At 64.9% G+C, this 15,562-nt stretch carries 12 protein-coding genes; 9 read left to right on the forward strand and 3 right to left on the reverse strand.

Annotation, left to right across the window (positions count from 1 at the left end; translation table 11 throughout):
• Positions 1–62: 62 nt before the first annotated feature.
• Entirely contained in the window at positions 63–2,366 is a 2,304-nt protein-coding gene (locus ASG03_RS18975) for an EAL domain-containing protein (RefSeq protein ID WP_062695346.1), read from the reverse strand.
• Positions 2,367–2,511: 145 nt separating this feature from the next.
• Between ASG03_RS18975 and ASG03_RS18980 the strand changes: the two genes are divergently transcribed.
• The 3 genes from ASG03_RS18980 to ASG03_RS18990 all read left to right on the forward strand — a co-directional run bounded on the left by ASG03_RS18980 (position 2,512) and on the right by ASG03_RS18990 (position 5,763).
• On the forward strand, positions 2,512–3,870 hold the full coding sequence (locus ASG03_RS18980; protein ID WP_062695113.1) for a TIGR03808 family TAT-translocated repetitive protein: 1,359 nt from the start codon (positions 2,512–2,514) through the stop codon (positions 3,868–3,870).
• A 114-nt stretch (positions 3,871–3,984) separates the two neighbouring features.
• The gene (locus ASG03_RS18985; protein ID WP_062695114.1) at positions 3,985–4,644 is read left to right on the forward strand and encodes a glutathione S-transferase family protein; all 660 of its coding nucleotides are present in this window, start codon (positions 3,985–3,987) and stop codon (positions 4,642–4,644) included.
• 120 nt (positions 4,645–4,764) lie between these two features.
• Positions 4,765–5,763, forward strand: coding sequence for an NAD(P)H-quinone oxidoreductase (locus ASG03_RS18990; protein WP_062695116.1), 999 nt, complete (start codon positions 4,765–4,767; stop codon positions 5,761–5,763).
• A gap of 419 nt (positions 5,764–6,182) precedes the next feature.
• Here the strand turns inward: ASG03_RS18990 and ASG03_RS18995 are convergent, their stop codons facing one another.
• Entirely contained in the window at positions 6,183–6,920 is a 738-nt protein-coding gene (locus tag ASG03_RS18995; RefSeq protein ID WP_062695118.1) for a DUF3750 domain-containing protein, read from the reverse strand.
• 148 nt (positions 6,921–7,068) lie between these two features.
• Here ASG03_RS18995 and ASG03_RS19000 point away from each other — a divergent pair, with 148 nt between their 5' ends.
• The 5 genes from ASG03_RS19000 to betA all read left to right on the forward strand — a co-directional run bounded on the left by ASG03_RS19000 (position 7,069) and on the right by betA (position 13,771).
• Entirely contained in the window at positions 7,069–8,079 is a 1,011-nt protein-coding gene (locus ASG03_RS19000) for an asparaginase (RefSeq protein WP_062476836.1), read from the forward strand.
• A 138-nt stretch (positions 8,080–8,217) separates the two neighbouring features.
• Positions 8,218–8,829 (forward strand): transcriptional regulator BetI, encoded by a 612-nt coding sequence (gene betI, locus ASG03_RS19005; RefSeq protein WP_062476839.1) that lies wholly within the window; start codon positions 8,218–8,220, stop codon positions 8,827–8,829.
• Positions 8,826–10,367: a choline-sulfatase gene (gene betC / locus ASG03_RS19010; RefSeq protein WP_274533665.1), complete on the forward strand. Its 1,542-nt coding sequence runs from the start codon at positions 8,826–8,828 to the stop codon at positions 10,365–10,367. The genes betI and betC overlap by 4 nt, the downstream gene beginning before the upstream one ends.
• A 36-nt stretch (positions 10,368–10,403) precedes the next feature.
• Entirely contained in the window at positions 10,404–11,867 is a 1,464-nt protein-coding gene (gene betB, locus ASG03_RS19015; RefSeq protein WP_062695120.1) for a betaine-aldehyde dehydrogenase, read from the forward strand.
• A 248-nt stretch (positions 11,868–12,115) separates the two neighbouring features.
• On the forward strand, positions 12,116–13,771 hold the full coding sequence (betA, locus tag ASG03_RS19020) for a choline dehydrogenase (protein WP_062695123.1): 1,656 nt from the start codon (positions 12,116–12,118) through the stop codon (positions 13,769–13,771).
• Between the two features lie 6 nt (positions 13,772–13,777).
• Here betA and ASG03_RS19025 read toward each other — a convergent pair whose 3' ends face one another.
• Entirely contained in the window at positions 13,778–14,431 is a 654-nt protein-coding gene (locus tag ASG03_RS19025; RefSeq protein WP_062476848.1) for a helix-turn-helix transcriptional regulator, read from the reverse strand.
• A 350-nt stretch (positions 14,432–14,781) separates the two neighbouring features.
• Here ASG03_RS19025 and ASG03_RS19030 point away from each other — a divergent pair, with 350 nt between their 5' ends.
• Positions 14,782–15,549, forward strand: a complete 768-nt coding sequence (locus tag ASG03_RS19030) for a phosphoadenylyl-sulfate reductase (protein WP_062476851.1) — start codon at positions 14,782–14,784, stop codon at positions 15,547–15,549.
• The last annotated feature ends 13 nt before the right edge of the window (positions 15,550–15,562 follow it).

A 15,562-nucleotide genomic window follows, 5' to 3' on the forward strand; every position in this document is an offset into this window, starting at 1 on the left:
TGCCACACGCCGTCGGCGCAGCCGCCGCTGGATCACGGGGTCCGCACGGACGGGACCGCGTCTCAGGCGCTCATGGCTTCCAGCGCGAGGCCCGGGGCAAACTGCGAGACGAAGGCGAGCGGCGGCAGCGGCCGGCTGACCCAATAGCCCTGGATTTCGTTGCAGCCGGACTCGCGCAGGAAATCGAGCTGCTCCTGCGTCTCTACGCCTTCGGCGATCACATCGAGTTTGAGCTTCTGCGCCAGCGAGATGATGGCGGCGGTGATCGCCATGTCGTCCTCGTCGCCTGGAATGTCTTTGACGAAGGACCGATCGATCTTCAGGCGGCTGACGGGAAAGCGCTTGAGCGCGCTCAGGCTGGAATAGCCTGTCCCGAAATCGTCGATGGCGAGGCGCACGCCGAGCGCTTCCAGCTCGTGCATGGTGGCGATCGCTTGGGGCACGTCCTGCATGATCAGGCTTTCGGTCAGCTCGAGTTCCAGGAACTGCGGATCGAGCCCGGTGTCGGCAAGCGTTCGGGCAACGCGGGAGACCCAGGCCTTTTCGGCAAACTGGCGCGCCGAGACGTTGACGCTTACGATGAGACTGGGCAGCCCGGCATCCTGCCAGGCGCGGTTCTGCCGGCAGGCGGCATCGAGCACCCATTCGCCGATGTCGACGATCAGCCCGGTTTCCTCGGCCAGCGGTACGAAGTCGGCGGGCGAGATCAGGCCGTGACGGGGATGATTCCAGCGCACCAGCGCTTCCGCCGCAAAGACGCAGCCCGAGGCGAGGTCGAGCTGCGGCTGGTAGTGCAGCACGAATTCTCCCTGCTCCAGCGCCTGGCGAAGCGCTTCGACCTGCACCAGCTTCGCCCGGGCCGCATCTGCCATTTCCGACGAGAAGAGCTTCAGGTTGTTCCGACCGAAAGCCTTGGCGCGATACATGGCGGCATCGGCATTGGCGAGCAGTTCGCCCGTGCTTTCGCCCTGTTCCGGATAGCAGACGACGCCCATGCTGCAGGTTACCTGCAAGGTCTGTCCCGCCAGCGTCATCGGACGCGCGATCGCGCTGCGGATGCCTTCGAAACGGGACAGCACCAACTCCCGGTCGGCCTGAAGGCCGGTGAGCAGGATGATGAACTCGTCGCCCCCGACGCGGATGATCATATCGCCCTTGCGCACGCAGAGGCTCATGCGCTGCGCGACGGTGCGCAGAAGTTCGTCGCCGGCATTGTGTCCAAGGCTGTCGTTGACCAGCTTGAAATTGTCGAGATCCAGAAAGGCGAGCGCGATCCATTCGCCCGTCTCGCGCGCGGCCGTCATGGCCTTTTCCATATGGCCGTCGAGCATGCTGCGATTGGGCAACCCCGTCAGGGCGTCATGATGCGCCATGAAATGGATGCGTTCGGCCGCCTCACGCCGCTCGATGGCGATCGCTGCAAGACGGGCCGCCATGGCGATCAGATCGCTGACCGGGTCCGCCGGAAGGCCGGGAGTCTTGGCATAGAGCGCGAAGGTGCCGAGAACCTTGCCGTGAAACGACAGGAGCGGCGCGGCCCAGCAGGCGCGAAATCCGAAGGGCTGGACGATATCGAGATAGGCGGCCCAGAGCGGATCGGTGAGGATGTCGCCGACGAAGACCGGCTGGCCGAGATAGGCGGCCGTGCCGCAGGAGCCGCTGTTCGGGCCGATCGGAAACCCTTCGATCGCTGCCGTGTAGGACGGATCGAGCCCGGGGGCCACGCCCTTCATCAGTCGCTGCCCGTCTTCCGTCAGCATGTAGACGGCGCCCTGGACACCCGGCACGTGCGCCTCGATCATCAGGATGAGCTCGCGGAAGAGATCGTCGAGCGGTGTGTCCTTCGCAATCATCTCCAGGACACGTGTCTGCCCGATCATCAGTTGTTCGGCCCGCTTGCGGTCGGTGATGTCGCGCGACACGCCCACGGTGCCGATCGTCCGGCCGAGCTTGTCGCGAAGCGGCACCTTGGACGTCATCAGCCAGCGTTCGTTGCCCTTGTCGACGGCCGCCCGCTCCTCCAGACCGATGATCGCCTCGCCGCTCGCAATGACCTGCCGCTCCCCGTCCGCGATCCGGGCAGCGATGTCCTCTGCATGCAGGTCGAAATCGGTCAGACCCACGATCTCGTGCATCTCGGAAAAACCGTTGTCGCGAACGGTCGCCTCGTTGGCGAGGAGAAAGCGGCCCTGCAGGTCCTTGGCGTAGATGTAATCCGGGATGTGGTTGACCATCGTCTCGAGCCAATAATGGCGTTCGGCGATGTCGGTTCGCGGGCCGTAGAGACGCGCCGCTTCGCTGGCGAGCCGGCGCGTCGCCTCGATCAGGCGCTGCGTATCGTCGTCGCCCGAAAGACCGTCGGACATCGGGCTGCGTCCGCGAAGGTTCGTTTTGCTCAAGGCCGTCTCCCGCCAGTCATTGGCGCGCGCTGTTGGATACAAAGTGCTAAAGGAAAGAAGTTATTCTTCCCTAAACACTCTCCCAAATCGCCCCCTGATCATCGGACGAGCCATGACCACCCGCCGCACCCTGATTTTCGCCCTTGCCGGCCTGCCGCTCGCGCTCGCAACCCGGTGGACAAGCGCCGCCGCGCTGCCGGACGGGTTTCGCGGCGCGCTCGATGCGGGCGACTTCGGCATCCGGTCCGGCACGCGCTCCGACCAGTCAAAGGCCTTCCGCGCCCTCCTGTCCGAAGCCGTCGACCGACGCTTGCCCGTCCTGCTTCCTCCCGGCGACTACAGGCTCTCTGACATCACGCTTCCAGACGGCCTCACACTTGCCGGCACGCCGGGCGCCACGCGCCTCGTTGCCGCGGGTGCAGGTCCGATTCTCACTGCGGCGAACCTTGCCCGCCTGACGCTGACCGGCCTGACCTTCGACGCCGAGGCATTGTCCGGTGACCTCGGCCGCGGTCTCGTGGATCTCGACGGCATCGCGCGGCTGACGATCGAGAACTGCGCGGTCTCCGGCCGGACGCGCGGTCACGGCCTGCATCTGAAGCGGTGCGGCGGTCGCATCGAAGAGAACGACATTGCAGGCCCGCAAGGCGTCGGCATCTTCGCCGTCGACAGCACCGGCCTGTCGATCACCGGCAATACCGTCGCCGACTGCGGCAATGGCGGGATCCTCGTGCACAGGTCGGACACCGGGCCGGACGGAACGCTGGTTTCAGGCAACCGCATCGCCCGTATCGCGTCGCTGGGCGGCGGAACGGGACAAAACGGCAATGGAATCAACATCTTTCGTGCGGGCGACGTCGTCGTCTCCGGCAACCATATCTCCGACTGCGCGCTCTCTGCCATCCGCGGCAATGCAGCCAGCAACATGCTGATCTCTGCCAACCAGTGCCTGCGCTCCGGCGAGACTGCAATCTATGCGGAGTTCGGTTTCGAAGGCGCCGTCGTCACCGGCAACATCGTCGACACCGCGGCCAACGGCATCGCGATCGTCAACTTTGATTCCGGCGGGCGGCTCGCGACCGTCGGGCAGAACATCGTCCGCAACATTCACGGCACCGGTCCCTATGTGTCCGACGGCGCGGGCTTCGGCTACGGGATTTCGGCCGAAGCCGACACGGTGGTGATCGGCAACGTCATCGAGAAGGTGGCCCGCTGGGCCCTGATGATCGGCTGGGGGCCCTATCTGCGCAGCGTTACCGTGAGCGGCAATATCGTCCGCATCGCGCCGCTCGGCTGCGGCGTGACCGTGGCAGACGGTGCGGGCACGGCTCTCATCACCAACAATCTGTTCGAGAACGTCGAGAACGCCATCCTCGGCTACCGCTGGACGGAGAAAGCGAGCGCAGACCTCGTGGACGGCGCGACGGATGCCTTTGCCCATCTGACGATAGCGGGAAACCGGCGCGTCTAGAACGATCCATCAGCAATTTTCATGTCTTGCATCAGCAGGGCCACCTTCCCTCGTCCGGCCAATCGCGTCAGGCTGGGCGTTCTATCGGAAGCTGGATCTGGAACGGAGAGCATCATGCTGACCATCTACGGGGTGTACCGATCGCGGGCATCGCGCAATTACTGGATGGCGGGCGAACTCGGTCTGCCGTTCCGGTCCGTCCCCGTGATACAGGCGCGGCGGCTGATCGACCCGTTGTCGGAGACGGCGCCGCTCAACACGCAGTCGCCTGCCTATCTCGCCATCAACCCCCGCGGCACGATCCCCGCGATCGAGGATGACGGGCTGGTGCTGGGCGAATCGCTGGCTAACAACCTCTACCTTGCCCGCAAGCATGGTGGGCCGCTCGCCGCCGCCAATGCCACGGAGGACGCGGAAATCGTCGACTGGACGCTCTGGGCTGCAAGCGAGGTCGAGCCGCACGCCGTCAAGATCGTGCTTGCCCACGATGCCGAGCCGAAGGGACCCGCACGGGGCCGGGCCATCGTCGAGGCCGCGACGCACGCCCTGGAAACGCGCTTCGGCGTGCTGGAAACCCGCCTCGCGGGACGCGCCTACGTCGTCGGCGATCGCTTCACGGTGGCCGACCTCAATCTGGCGGAAGTGTTTCGTTACGCCCAGAGCCAGACGGCCCTGTTCGACAGGCACCCGGGCGTCCGGGACTGGATCGAACGCTGCCAGTCGCGGGCCGCATTCCGGGACATGATGTCCGCCCGCGAAAACGAGCCCGCCTGACGGTCGCCGCACCGACCGGCGGCGTTCGCCCTCCGCGTTCACGCACCGCCTTCGCCCATGCACCTTTGACCGTGCCGGTGAATGCCCTAGCTCTAGCTGCGACGAAGCACAGGAGCTCCCATGCCGCTGCCGACACACATGACATTCATCGACCTGCCCTCGCATGGCGGGCCGGAAACCATGGTTCTTGCCAAAGGTCCACTTCCGGATCTCGAGGCCGGACATCTTCTCGTGCGCGTAGAGGCCGCCGGCATCAATCGGCCGGATGTCATGCAGCGCAAGGGGCTTTATCCGGCGCCATCCGGCGCAAGCCCCATCCTCGGGCTGGAAGTCGCCGGCGAGATCGTCGCGATCGGCGACGGGGCAGAAGGCTTCTCCCTGGGGGATCGGATCACGGCGCTTGCCAATGGCGGCGGCTATGCCGAATACTGCAGCGTGCCGGCGACGCAGGCGCTGCGCTGGCCGACCGGCTACGACGCCGCCCGTGCCGCAGCCCTCCCGGAAACCTTCTTCACCGTCTGGGCAAACGTGTTCCAGATGGCCGATCTCGTCGAAGGCGAATCCATCCTGATTCACGGCGGCTCGAGCGGCATCGGCACGACGGCGATCCAGCTTGCCGGCGCCTTCGGGGCACAGGTGTTCGTGACCGCCGGCAGCGCCCAGAAATGCGAGGCCTGCGTGTCGCTCGGCGCCGTCAGGGCCATCAACTACAAGGAGGAGGATTTCCAGGAGATCATCCTGTCGGAAACCGGCGGGCGGGGCGTCGATGTCATCCTCGACATGATCGGCGCCGCCTATCTGGACCGCAACCTGCAATGCTTGGCGACCGACGGACGGCTCTCCATCATCGCCTTCCTCGGCGGCGCCAAGGTAGAAAACGCCAATATCGCGCCGATCCTCTCCAAGCGCCTGCGGGTGATGGGGTCGGCGCTGCGTCCGCGCACGGCGACGGAAAAGGAAGCCATCCGCGACGATCTGGAGGACAATGTCTGGCCGCTGCTCGACGAAGGCACCGTCGCCCCGGTCATGAGCGCCGTTCTTCCCTTCGCAAATGTCGCGGAAGCCCATCGCCTGATGGAGGAAAGCGACCATATCGGAAAGATCGTGCTGACGCTCTGAACCCGCTTTCCGCACGCCTCACGGTCTGCGCGTCATGCGTTATTCTTCGTGATCCCGCGGACGGAAGTTTTGTCGGACTAGGACTTGCGCTTTGCCGAAAATCACCTATCTTTTCCTCATGTTCAACGTAATGAAAGGAAGGTGGTCCAATGTCTAATGAGATTTCGGTACTCGTAACGGACACGGGAAGCATGGTTGCGGAAACGAGGCAGCCCTCGCTCTGAGCCTTCCTTCTACGGACTGAGCCAGCAGCCAGTCCGGGCCGATTACGGGCCGTATTTCGTGGAAAGGGTCGCTAACGCGGCCCTTTTTCCGTTTCTGGTTATGCGTGCAGAGACCCCTGTCTCCGCCGGAGGTCGCCGGCCCTGATCGCGCCTACGAACGGCGCATCATCGGTGACACATGATCGCCAAGCTCGGTCATATGCCCAGCCTCCCGAAGGCCGGGATCTTGAGCGCCGGCCGCGCGACATCGATGCCGGCGACGAGCCCCATAAAGTGCAGCTCGAACCCGCTGCGCACGCCGGCGGAAACGCCGAGAAGGCCGTAGAGTGTCGCGTGGACATCGCGACCATCGGCATCGATCGAAAAAAGCTTGCCGTCCGGAAGATAGTCGCGTCCGACCGCATCGGGCGGCAGAACAGCCCCGAGGTCCGGCACGGTGCGCAGAACATGCGCGACGAAGGTGTTGGAGTTGGGTCCCGGCCAGATGCGATAGGCGCCCGGCTTGGCGTAGGGGTAAGACTGGATGGCCGCTTCGACCTCTGGAACAAGCCGCGCCGCCTCGGCCCCGGTGATCGCCACCACGATGTTCGGCCGGTTGGAATACCAGGCGCCGTCGGCCTCGCGCATGTTGCGCCGAATGGGCGTGCCCCAACCGACCTTGTCATACCGGTTGTAGACCCGATCGCCGGCCGCTTTGGTGACGATCCAGGAATGGCTTGCCACCGCCCCCTTCAAGCCGCCGGTGGCCGCCGACAGCACATAGATGGCGGCTTCCCTATCCGCCGTCGCTTTCGGCAGAACCCCGGACGACGACCAGTCGGCATTGCGCCAGCTCTCCGGCCTGTCCTTGACGTACCACAGTCCGGCAGAGGCGAGGGCCGGAAGAAGATAGATGACCAGAATGGCAAGCAGGAGAATGCGGATCAGATTCATGCAATGTCCGGGTTTGACGCCGAAGCGCGATCGGCTATGGCAGGGTCAGCAGGCGGCGTCTTCTGGGACAGAGATCGTCGTGACGGGCAGGCTTCGCAAGACCCGCACCGAAATGTGATAGACAACAGCGACGAAGAGAGGTTTTGGCATGACGAACCCGATATTGGTGGAAGTGACGCGCGGCGCCCTCGTAGAAAGCCGTCACCGCGGCATGGTCATTGCCGTAGACGGCAATGGCCGGACCGTCTTCTCCCTCGGTGACGTCGACGCCGCCATCTTTCCGCGTTCGGCCTGCAAGGCCATGCAGGCCCTGCCCCTCATCGAAACAGGCGCCGCCGACGCCTACGGACTCGATCAGCGGATGCTGGCGCTGGCCTGCTCTTCCCACAATGGAGAGCCGGAACATGCAGCCCTTGCCGCCGATATGCTGGCGCTCGCCGGACGCGACGTCTCGACGCTCGAATGCGGCGCGCATTGGTCCTTCGCCCAGCCGGTCCTGATCGACCAGGTCCGGGCAATGGACAAGCCGAACGCCCTGCACAACAACTGCTCAGGCAAGCATTCCGGCTTCATCTGCGCCGCCTGCCATGCCGGCGTCGATCCGGAAGGCTATATCGCCTACGATCACTTCATCCAGCGCGAGATTCGTGACGCGATGGAAAGCCTGACCGGCGCCGCCCTGGGACACGACAATTGCGGCATCGACGGCTGCGCCATTCCCACCTATGCCGTGCCCCTGAAGGGGCTTGCCCATGGCTTTGCGAAGATGACGACGGGCACGGGCCTCGGGCCGGAGCGGGCGAAGGCGGCACGCCGGCTGATCGACGCCTGCATGGCCGAGCCCTTTTACGTCGCGGGAACGAAACGCGCCTGCACCCGTCTCATGCAGATCGCACCGGGCCGGATCTTCGCCAAGACCGGCGCTGAAGGCGTCTTCTGCGCCACCCTTCCGGAACAGGGCATCGCCATTGCGCTGAAATGCGAGGACGGCACGACCAGGGCCGCCGAATCCATGATCGCCGCGACACTCGCCCGCTTCTTCCGCGACGAGCCTGACATCGAGGCTGCGTTGCTGGCGGAAGCGACGACCTCCATGCACAACTGGAACGGCATGCATGTCGGCGATGTCAGGGTGACCGAGGCTTTCGGCCGCGCCTGACGCGCCCGGAAGCCGGCAAAACCCACCGCGCACAACTCCCTTTCCCGCGTCTTTTTTCTTGATTGACGGCTCAATCAAAATTAGTCTGCCGACATTACGTTGCCAAAATCAAGCTGCGGCGGACGACGGGAGATCGGAATGCCGAAGGTCGGAATGGAGCCGGTGCGCCGAAAGGCCTTGGTCGATGCTGCCATCAGCGCCATCGGAGACCAGGGCACGCTGTCGGTGACCATGTCGGACATCGCCCGCCGCGCCGGCGTCTCCCCCGCTCTTGCCCATCATTATTTCGGCAGCAAAGACCAGCTTCTGACCGAGACCATGCGCTCGCTGCTGCGCGACCTGCGGCGGGATACGGTCTCGGCGCTGGCCGAGGTGGAAGATCCCCGCGCGCGCGTTTCGGCCCTGATCCGCGTCAGCTTTCATGCCGGGCAGTTCGCGCCGGAAACGGTGGCGGCCTGGCTTGCCTTTTACAGCGAGGCGCAGCGCTCGGACGCCGTCCGGCGACTGCTGGTGCTCTATGCCCGCCGGCTGCACTCCAACCTGTCGGCCAGCCTGTCGCAGCTCTGTCCGAAGACAGAGGCTGCCCGCATCGCCGAGGCGACGGCCGCGCTGATCGACGGGCTCTATATCCGCCGCGCACTGGGTGCCGCACCGCTGACAACCGAGCGGTCGATCGCGTTGGCGGAGGACACCGTCGATGCCGCACTCGCCCGCATTGCCCTTCGCCGAGAAAATGGAGCCGCCGCGTGAGCCCCGCCGAGAGCAGCAAGCCGAACATCCTGATCATCATGGTCGACCAGCTCAACGGGAAACTTTTTCCGGACGGGCCTGCGGCGTGGCTGCACGCACCGCATCTCAAGGCCCTGGCGGCCCGCTCGGCCCGGTTCGTCAACAACTATACGTCGTCGCCGCTCTGCGCGCCCGCCCGGGCGTCTTTCATGGCCGGGCAGCTTCCAAGCCGCACCGGCGTCTACGACAACGCGGCGGAATACGTCTCCTCCATCCCGACCTTCGCCCATCATCTGCGACGCGCTGGCTATTACACCGCTCTGTCCGGCAAGATGCATTTCGTCGGCCCGGATCAGCTGCACGGCTTCGAGGAGCGCCTGACGACGGACATCTATCCCGCGGATTTCGGCTGGACGCCGGACTACCGCAAGCCGGGCGAGCGTATCGACTGGTGGTACCACAATCTCGGTTCGGTCACCGGCGCGGGCGTCGCCGAAATCACCAACCAGATGGAATATGACGACGAGGTCGCCTTTCTCGCGGAACAGAAGATCTATCACCTTGCACGCGACGCGGGCGCACCGGGCCGGCGTCCCTGGTGCGTGGCGGCCTCCTTCACCCATCCGCACGATCCGTATGTGGCCCGTCGGCAATTCTGGGATCTCTACGCGGATTGCGACCACCTTCTGCCCGAGGTCGGCATGCTCGACCGGCAGGACCCGCATGCCGAGCGGCTGATGTCGGCCTGCGACTATGACAGCTTTACGGTGACGGAGAGCGATATCCGACGCTCCCGCCAGGCCTACTTCGCCAACATTTCCTATATCGACGAGAAGGTCGGGCGGCTCATCGACACGCTGGAGCGGACACGGCAGCTCGACGACACGCTGATCCTTTTCTGCTCCGACCATGGCGACATGCTGGGCGAACGCGGCCTGTGGTTCAAGATGAACTTCTTCGAGGGATCGGCCCGCGTGCCGCTGATGATCGCGGGACCCGGCGTGACGCCCGGACTGCACGCAGGCCCCGTCTCCAATCTCGACGTCACCCCCACGCTCTGCGACCTTGCCGGCATCTCGATGGACGAGATCATGCCCTGGACGGATGGAGAAAGCCTGCTGCCCGTTATCAACGGGGGGGAGCGCGTCTCGCCCGTGCTGATGGAATATGCCGCGGAAGGATCGATCTCCCCGCTCGTCGCCATCCGCGAGGGCAAGTGGAAATATGTCCACTGTGCGGATGATCCCGACCAGCTTTACGATCTCGAGGCCGACCCGCTCGAGCTCGACAATCTCGCAGCGTCTCCGCCGACCGCTGCCATCGCGGCCACGCTGGAGGCCTTCCGCCAGATGCGCGAGGCCCGTTGGGACATGCCCCGTTTCGATGCCGCCGTGCGCGAGAGCCAGGCCCGGCGCTGGGTGGTCTACGAGGCGTTGCGCAACGGCGCCTATTACCCCTGGGACCATCAGCCGCTGCAGAAGGCGTCCGAGCGCTACATGCGCAATCACATGAACCTCGACACGCTCGAAGAACAGAAACGCTTTCCGCGCGGCGAATGAAGCCGAGCCCCCGAGACCACACGCGAAGGAAACCCGATGAGAGCCCAGCCGAACGCATCCCACTTCATCGATGGCGCCTATGTCGAGGACAGCGCCGGCACGCCGTTCGACAGCCTCTACCCCGCCACCGGCGAAGTCATCGCGAGGCTTCACGCCGCAACGCCCGCCATCGTCGAGCAGGCGGTGGCCGCGGCAAAGCGTGCCCAGCCGGAATGGGCGGCCATGAGCCCGACGGCGCGCGGCCGCATCCTGAAGAAAGCCGCGGACATCATGCGGGCGCGCAACCGCGAACTGTCGGAGCTGGAAACGCTCGACACCGGCAAGCCGATCCAGGAAACGCTCGTCGCGGACCCCACCTCGGGCGCCGACAGCTTCGAGTTCTTCGGCGGCGTGGCGGCCGCGGCACTCAATGGCGCGCACATCCCGCTCGGGGCCGATTTCGCTTACACGAAGCGCGTGCCCATCGGCGTCTGCGTCGGCATCGGCGCCTGGAACTATCCGCAGCAGATCGCCTGCTGGAAGGCGGCGCCGGCCCTGGTCTCCGGCAATGCCATGGTGTTCAAGCCGTCCGAAAACACGCCGCTCGGTGCCTTGAAGATCGCCGAAATCCTCATCGAGGCCGGCCTGCCCAAGGGGCTTTTCAATGTCATACAGGGCGACCGGGATACGGGGCCCCTGCTCGTCGGCCACCCGGATGTGGGAAAAGTGTCGCTCACCGGCTCGGTGCCGACGGGGCGCAAGGTCGCAGCGGCAGCAGCGGGCCAGCTGAAGCATGTCACCATGGAGCTTGGCGGCAAGTCACCGCTGATCGTGTTCGAGGATGCCGATCTCGACAGCGCGATCGGCGGCGCGATGCTCGGCAATTTCTATTCGACGGGCCAGGTCTGCTCCAATGGCACGCGCGTCTTCGTTCAGAACGGCATCAAGGACCGTTTCCTGGCGGGCCTTCGGGACCGCACCGAAAAGATCGTGATCGGCGACCCCCTGAGCGAGGAGACACAGCTTGGACCGATGGTCTCGAAGCTGCAGCGCGACAAGGTGCTTGCCTATATCGAGACCGGCAAGGCGGAAGGCGCAACCCTCGTCACGGGCGGCGCAATCCCCAACGACGTTCCCACCGAGGGCACCTACATCCAGCCGACCGTCTTTGCCGATGTGACGGACACGATGACGATCGCGCGCGAGGAGATCTTCGGCCCGGTCATGTGCGTGCTGGATTTCGATGACGAGGAAGAGGTGATCGGGCGCGCCAATGCGACGGAATTCGGCCTTTCGGCCGGCGTCTTCACGCGCGACATCGCCCGTGCGCACCGCGTGGTGGATCGGCTGGAAGCCGGCACGCTCTGGATCAACACCTACAATCTCTGCCCGGTCGAAATTCCGTTCGGCGGTTCCAAGCAATCGGGCTTCGGCCGCGAGAACTCGGTGGAAGCCCTGCAGCATTATACCGAGCTGAAGACGGTCTATGTGGCGATGGGCAAGGTCGAGGCGCCCTATTGATGGGCGTCCCGTTCGAGCACGACAACGACCGTCAAGGCCGTCACGATGCGATCCACATCATGGTGGGAACCATCGCGCCTAGGGCTGTCGGTGTCGAAGCGGTCCCGGACCGCTTCGAAAGGCGGAGTTTCGTCCCCTCCGCAAAACGAGTCATCGACCACAACTCCGGGAGCGTTGGGCGGCGAGGTCTTTCATTGCCGGCAGCGCACTCGCCGGACCGTCTTTCCCCAAGGCGATAGGATATCATCATGGACGCAGACTTCATCATCGTCGGCTCCGGCTCTGCCGGCTCGGCCCTTGCCTACCGTCTCTCCGAGGATGGCCGCAACACGGTGATCGTCATCGAGGCCGGAGGATCGGATATCGGGCCGTTCATCCAGATGCCGGCGGCGCTTGCCTGGCCGATGAGCATGAAGCGGTACAATTGGGGCTATTATTCCGAGCCGGAGCCGAACCTCAACAATCGGCGCATCAGCGCGCCACGCGGCAAGGTGATCGGCGGCTCGTCCTCGATCAACGGGCTCGTCTACGTGCGCGGCCACGCGGAAGATTTCAATCGCTGGGAAGCGCTCGGCGCACGCGGCTGGGCCTACGCCGACGTGCTGCCCTATTTCAAGCGGATGGAACATTCGCATGGCGGCGAAGAGGGGTGGCGGGGCACAGACGGTCCGCTTCACGTGCGGCGCGGGCCGGTCAAGAATCCCCTCTTCCACGCCTTCATCAAGGCCGGCAGCGAGGCCGGTTTCGAGATGACGGAAGACTATAACGGCTCCAAGCAGGAAGGCTTCGGCCTGATGGAGCAGACGATCCACAATGGACGCCGCTGGTCGGCGGCCAATGCCTATCTCCGCCCCGCCATGAAGCGGCCGAATGTCTCCCTCGTCCGTGGCTTTGCGCGCCGCATCGTCATCGAGAACGGCCGCGCGACCGGGGTCGAGATCGAACGCGGCGGCGCGATCGAGATCGTCAAGGCAAAGCGCGACATCATCATCTCCGCATCGTCATTCAATTCGCCGAAGCTGCTGATGCTCTCGGGCATCGGTCCCGCAGCGCATCTGCAGTCGATGGGCATCGAGGTGAAGGCAGACCGACCAGGGGTTGGCGCCAATCTCCAGGACCACATGGAGTTCTACTTTCAGCAGGTCTCGACAAAACCTGTCTCGCTCTATTCCTGGCTGCCCTGGTTCTGGCAGGGTGTCGCAGGCGCACAATGGCTGATGACGCGCACGGGGCTCGGCAGCTCCAACCAGTTCGAGGCCTGCGCCTTTCTGCGCTCGGCACCGGGATTGAAACAGCCGGACATTCAGTACCATTTCCTGCCGGTGGCCATCTCCTACGACGGAAAGGCCGCCGCCAAGAGCCACGGCTTCCAGGTTCACGTCGGCTATAACCTGTCGAAATCGCGCGGCGCGGTCACGCTCAGGTCCGCGGACCCGAAAGCCGATCCCGTGATCCGCTTCAACTACATGAGCCACCCCGAGGATTGGGAGAAGTTCCGCCACTGCGTGCGACTGACCCGCGAGATCTTCCGCCAGCCGGCCTTCGACACCTATCGCGGTCCGGAGATCCAGCCCGGCGAAGGCGTTGCCAGCGACGCGGAGATCGACGCGTTCCTGCGCGAGCATCTGGAAAGCGCCTATCACCCCTGCGGCACCTGCCGCATGGGCGATGCCAACGACCCGAACGCCGTTGTCGATCACGAGACCCGGGTGATCGGGGTCGACGGCCTGCGCGTGGCCGACAGCTCGATCTTCCCGCACGTCACCTATGGCAACCTCAACGGCCCCTCGATCATGACCGGCGAAAAAGCCGCGGACCACATCCTCGGCAAGCAGCCTCTGCCCCGCTCGAACCAGGAGCCGTGGGTCAACCCACGCGCGGCATCGAGCGACCGCCGCTTGTGAGACGCGTCATCCCGGCAGTCCGATCGTGCTGAGCAGGCGCACAAGCTCGAGCCGGCTGTTCAGGCCCGTTTTCCGGAAGATGGACTTGACGTGGGTACGCACGGTTCCCGAGCTGATGCCCAGCGCCTGCAACGCCGCGAGTTCGTCGCGGCCCGCAACGATCGCTTCGGCAACGCGGGCTTCGGCGGGGGTCAGATCGAAGAGGGCACGGATCAGAGACGCCGACGGTCGCGTCTTCGTCCCGAGCGCGGTGACGATCACCAGAACGGTCGTGGCACCGAAAATGTCGCGGGCACGGCCCTTGACCGGCAGGACATGCAGCACGACGGAAGCCTCGTTTTCTGTAGCCGGCACGGCGATCGACATCGGCGCAAGAGGCAGAGCGTCGGCCGCCAGTCGCTCGAGCGCCGCATCCAGGAGTTTAGCCGCGGAAGCCGACTGGATCCGCAGCCGGTTATAGGCCGAGATCGAAACGCCGTCATGCGACAGAAAAGGGTCGTTGGCGGCGAGAACGACGCCTCGCAGGGTGACGATGGCCGCCGCGACGCCAATGAGCCCCAGGCTCTGGACAGCCGCCTCGTCGCGCTGATGCTGCAGCTTGGCGGCCAGCAAGGCAGCCCGTGAAAGATGTGGCCGCAGCCGATCAGCGTCATCAAGCATCCCCCATCGTCAAGCCATGCCCTTCGCCCCCGGGAGAAGCCGCAGTCCAAGCGTGGATCATTTTGCGGACCTTGGGAAGAGGCGCTGCGGGAAGAGGCGCTGCCAACGGCGCGACAAGGGCCCGATCCTTCCCGCACCCACGCGCCCGTCTGAAGCTCTGTCCAAGCATCGCGCCAAGCCCGTCCCATCTCCATCGATGACGCGCTCTGCCGAAGGCCACGCAACAGCCTTTTCCCACATCCCCCGCGATCGGAGTGATATTTGCTCCCATCGCCTATCATTGGAAATCCGTTTTTCTGTCTTTCATGACGAATGGCTGCGATAAAGATGGGAACCATACAGGATAACCCATGACATCCATGTCCCTTGAAACAACTGCCGCGGCGCTGGCCCGGCAGCTGGAATGTCTCACCCTCGGCGAGCGGCTGGCACTGGTCGCATCGCTCGACGGCCGGGCCGTGTTTACCACCAGCCTCGGCATCGAGGATCAGGTCATCACGGCCGCCATCGGCACGGCGAAGCTCGACATCGAGGTGTCGACGCTCGAGACCGGTCGGCTGTTCAACGAGACGGTGGCCCTGATCGACACCACCGAACAGACCTACGGGATCCTCATCAAGCGGTTCCATCCGGAGCAGGCCGATGTCGATGCCTTTGCCGCGACCTACGGCCTGAACGGTTTCTACGAAAGCATCGAGGCGCGCCACGCCTGTTGCGGCGTGCGCAAGGTCAAGCCGCTCGCACGCGCCCTTGCCGGAGCGACGTTCTGGATCACCGGCCTGCGCCGCGGTCAGTCCGGAAACCGCGCCGACACGCCCTTCGCCGAAGCCGATCTCGACCGCGGCCTGATCAAGATCAATCCGCTGGCCGACTGGGACATCGACACGATCCGCGCCTATGTCGTGGCCGAAGCGATCCCTGTCAATCCGCTGCATGCCCGCGGCTACCCGTCCATCGGCTGCGAGCCCTGTACGCGGGCGATCAAGCCCGGCGAACCCGAGCGCGCCGGCCGCTGGTGGTGGGAAAACGACGAGACCCGCGAATGCGGCCTGCACGTGGCGGACGCCGCGTCACAGCCGATACCCGATGCCAAGGCCTTGGCCGGTAGCGCCGCCTGACGCGCGCTGACCG

The sequence above is a fragment of the Rhizobium sp. Leaf341 genome (genome assembly GCF_001424325.1).
Classification (GTDB): domain Bacteria; phylum Pseudomonadota; class Alphaproteobacteria; order Rhizobiales; family Rhizobiaceae; genus Ferranicluibacter.

Bases quoted from the DNA above. Each gene is read 5' to 3' on its own strand.
- ASG03_RS18975 (WP_062695346.1), bottom strand. From the start codon at position 2,366: ATGTCCGACGGTCTTTCGGGCGACGACGATACGCAGCGCCTGATCGAG.
- ASG03_RS18980 (WP_062695113.1), top strand. From the start codon at position 2,512: ATGACCACCCGCCGCACCCTGATTTTCGCCCTTGCCGGCCTGCCGCTC.
- ASG03_RS18985 (WP_062695114.1), top strand. From the start codon at position 3,985: ATGCTGACCATCTACGGGGTGTACCGATCGCGGGCATCGCGCAATTAC.
- ASG03_RS18990 (WP_062695116.1), top strand. From the start codon at position 4,765: ATGCCGCTGCCGACACACATGACATTCATCGACCTGCCCTCGCATGGC.
- ASG03_RS18995 (WP_062695118.1), bottom strand. From the start codon at position 6,920: ATGAATCTGATCCGCATTCTCCTGCTTGCCATTCTGGTCATCTATCTT.
- ASG03_RS19000 (WP_062476836.1), top strand. From the start codon at position 7,069: ATGACGAACCCGATATTGGTGGAAGTGACGCGCGGCGCCCTCGTAGAA.
- betI (WP_062476839.1), top strand. From the start codon at position 8,218: ATGCCGAAGGTCGGAATGGAGCCGGTGCGCCGAAAGGCCTTGGTCGAT.
- betB (WP_062695120.1), top strand. From the start codon at position 10,404: ATGAGAGCCCAGCCGAACGCATCCCACTTCATCGATGGCGCCTATGTC.
- betA (WP_062695123.1), top strand. From the start codon at position 12,116: ATGGACGCAGACTTCATCATCGTCGGCTCCGGCTCTGCCGGCTCGGCC.
- ASG03_RS19025 (WP_062476848.1), bottom strand. From the start codon at position 14,431: ATGCTTGATGACGCTGATCGGCTGCGGCCACATCTTTCACGGGCTGCC.
- ASG03_RS19030 (WP_062476851.1), top strand. From the start codon at position 14,782: ATGACATCCATGTCCCTTGAAACAACTGCCGCGGCGCTGGCCCGGCAG.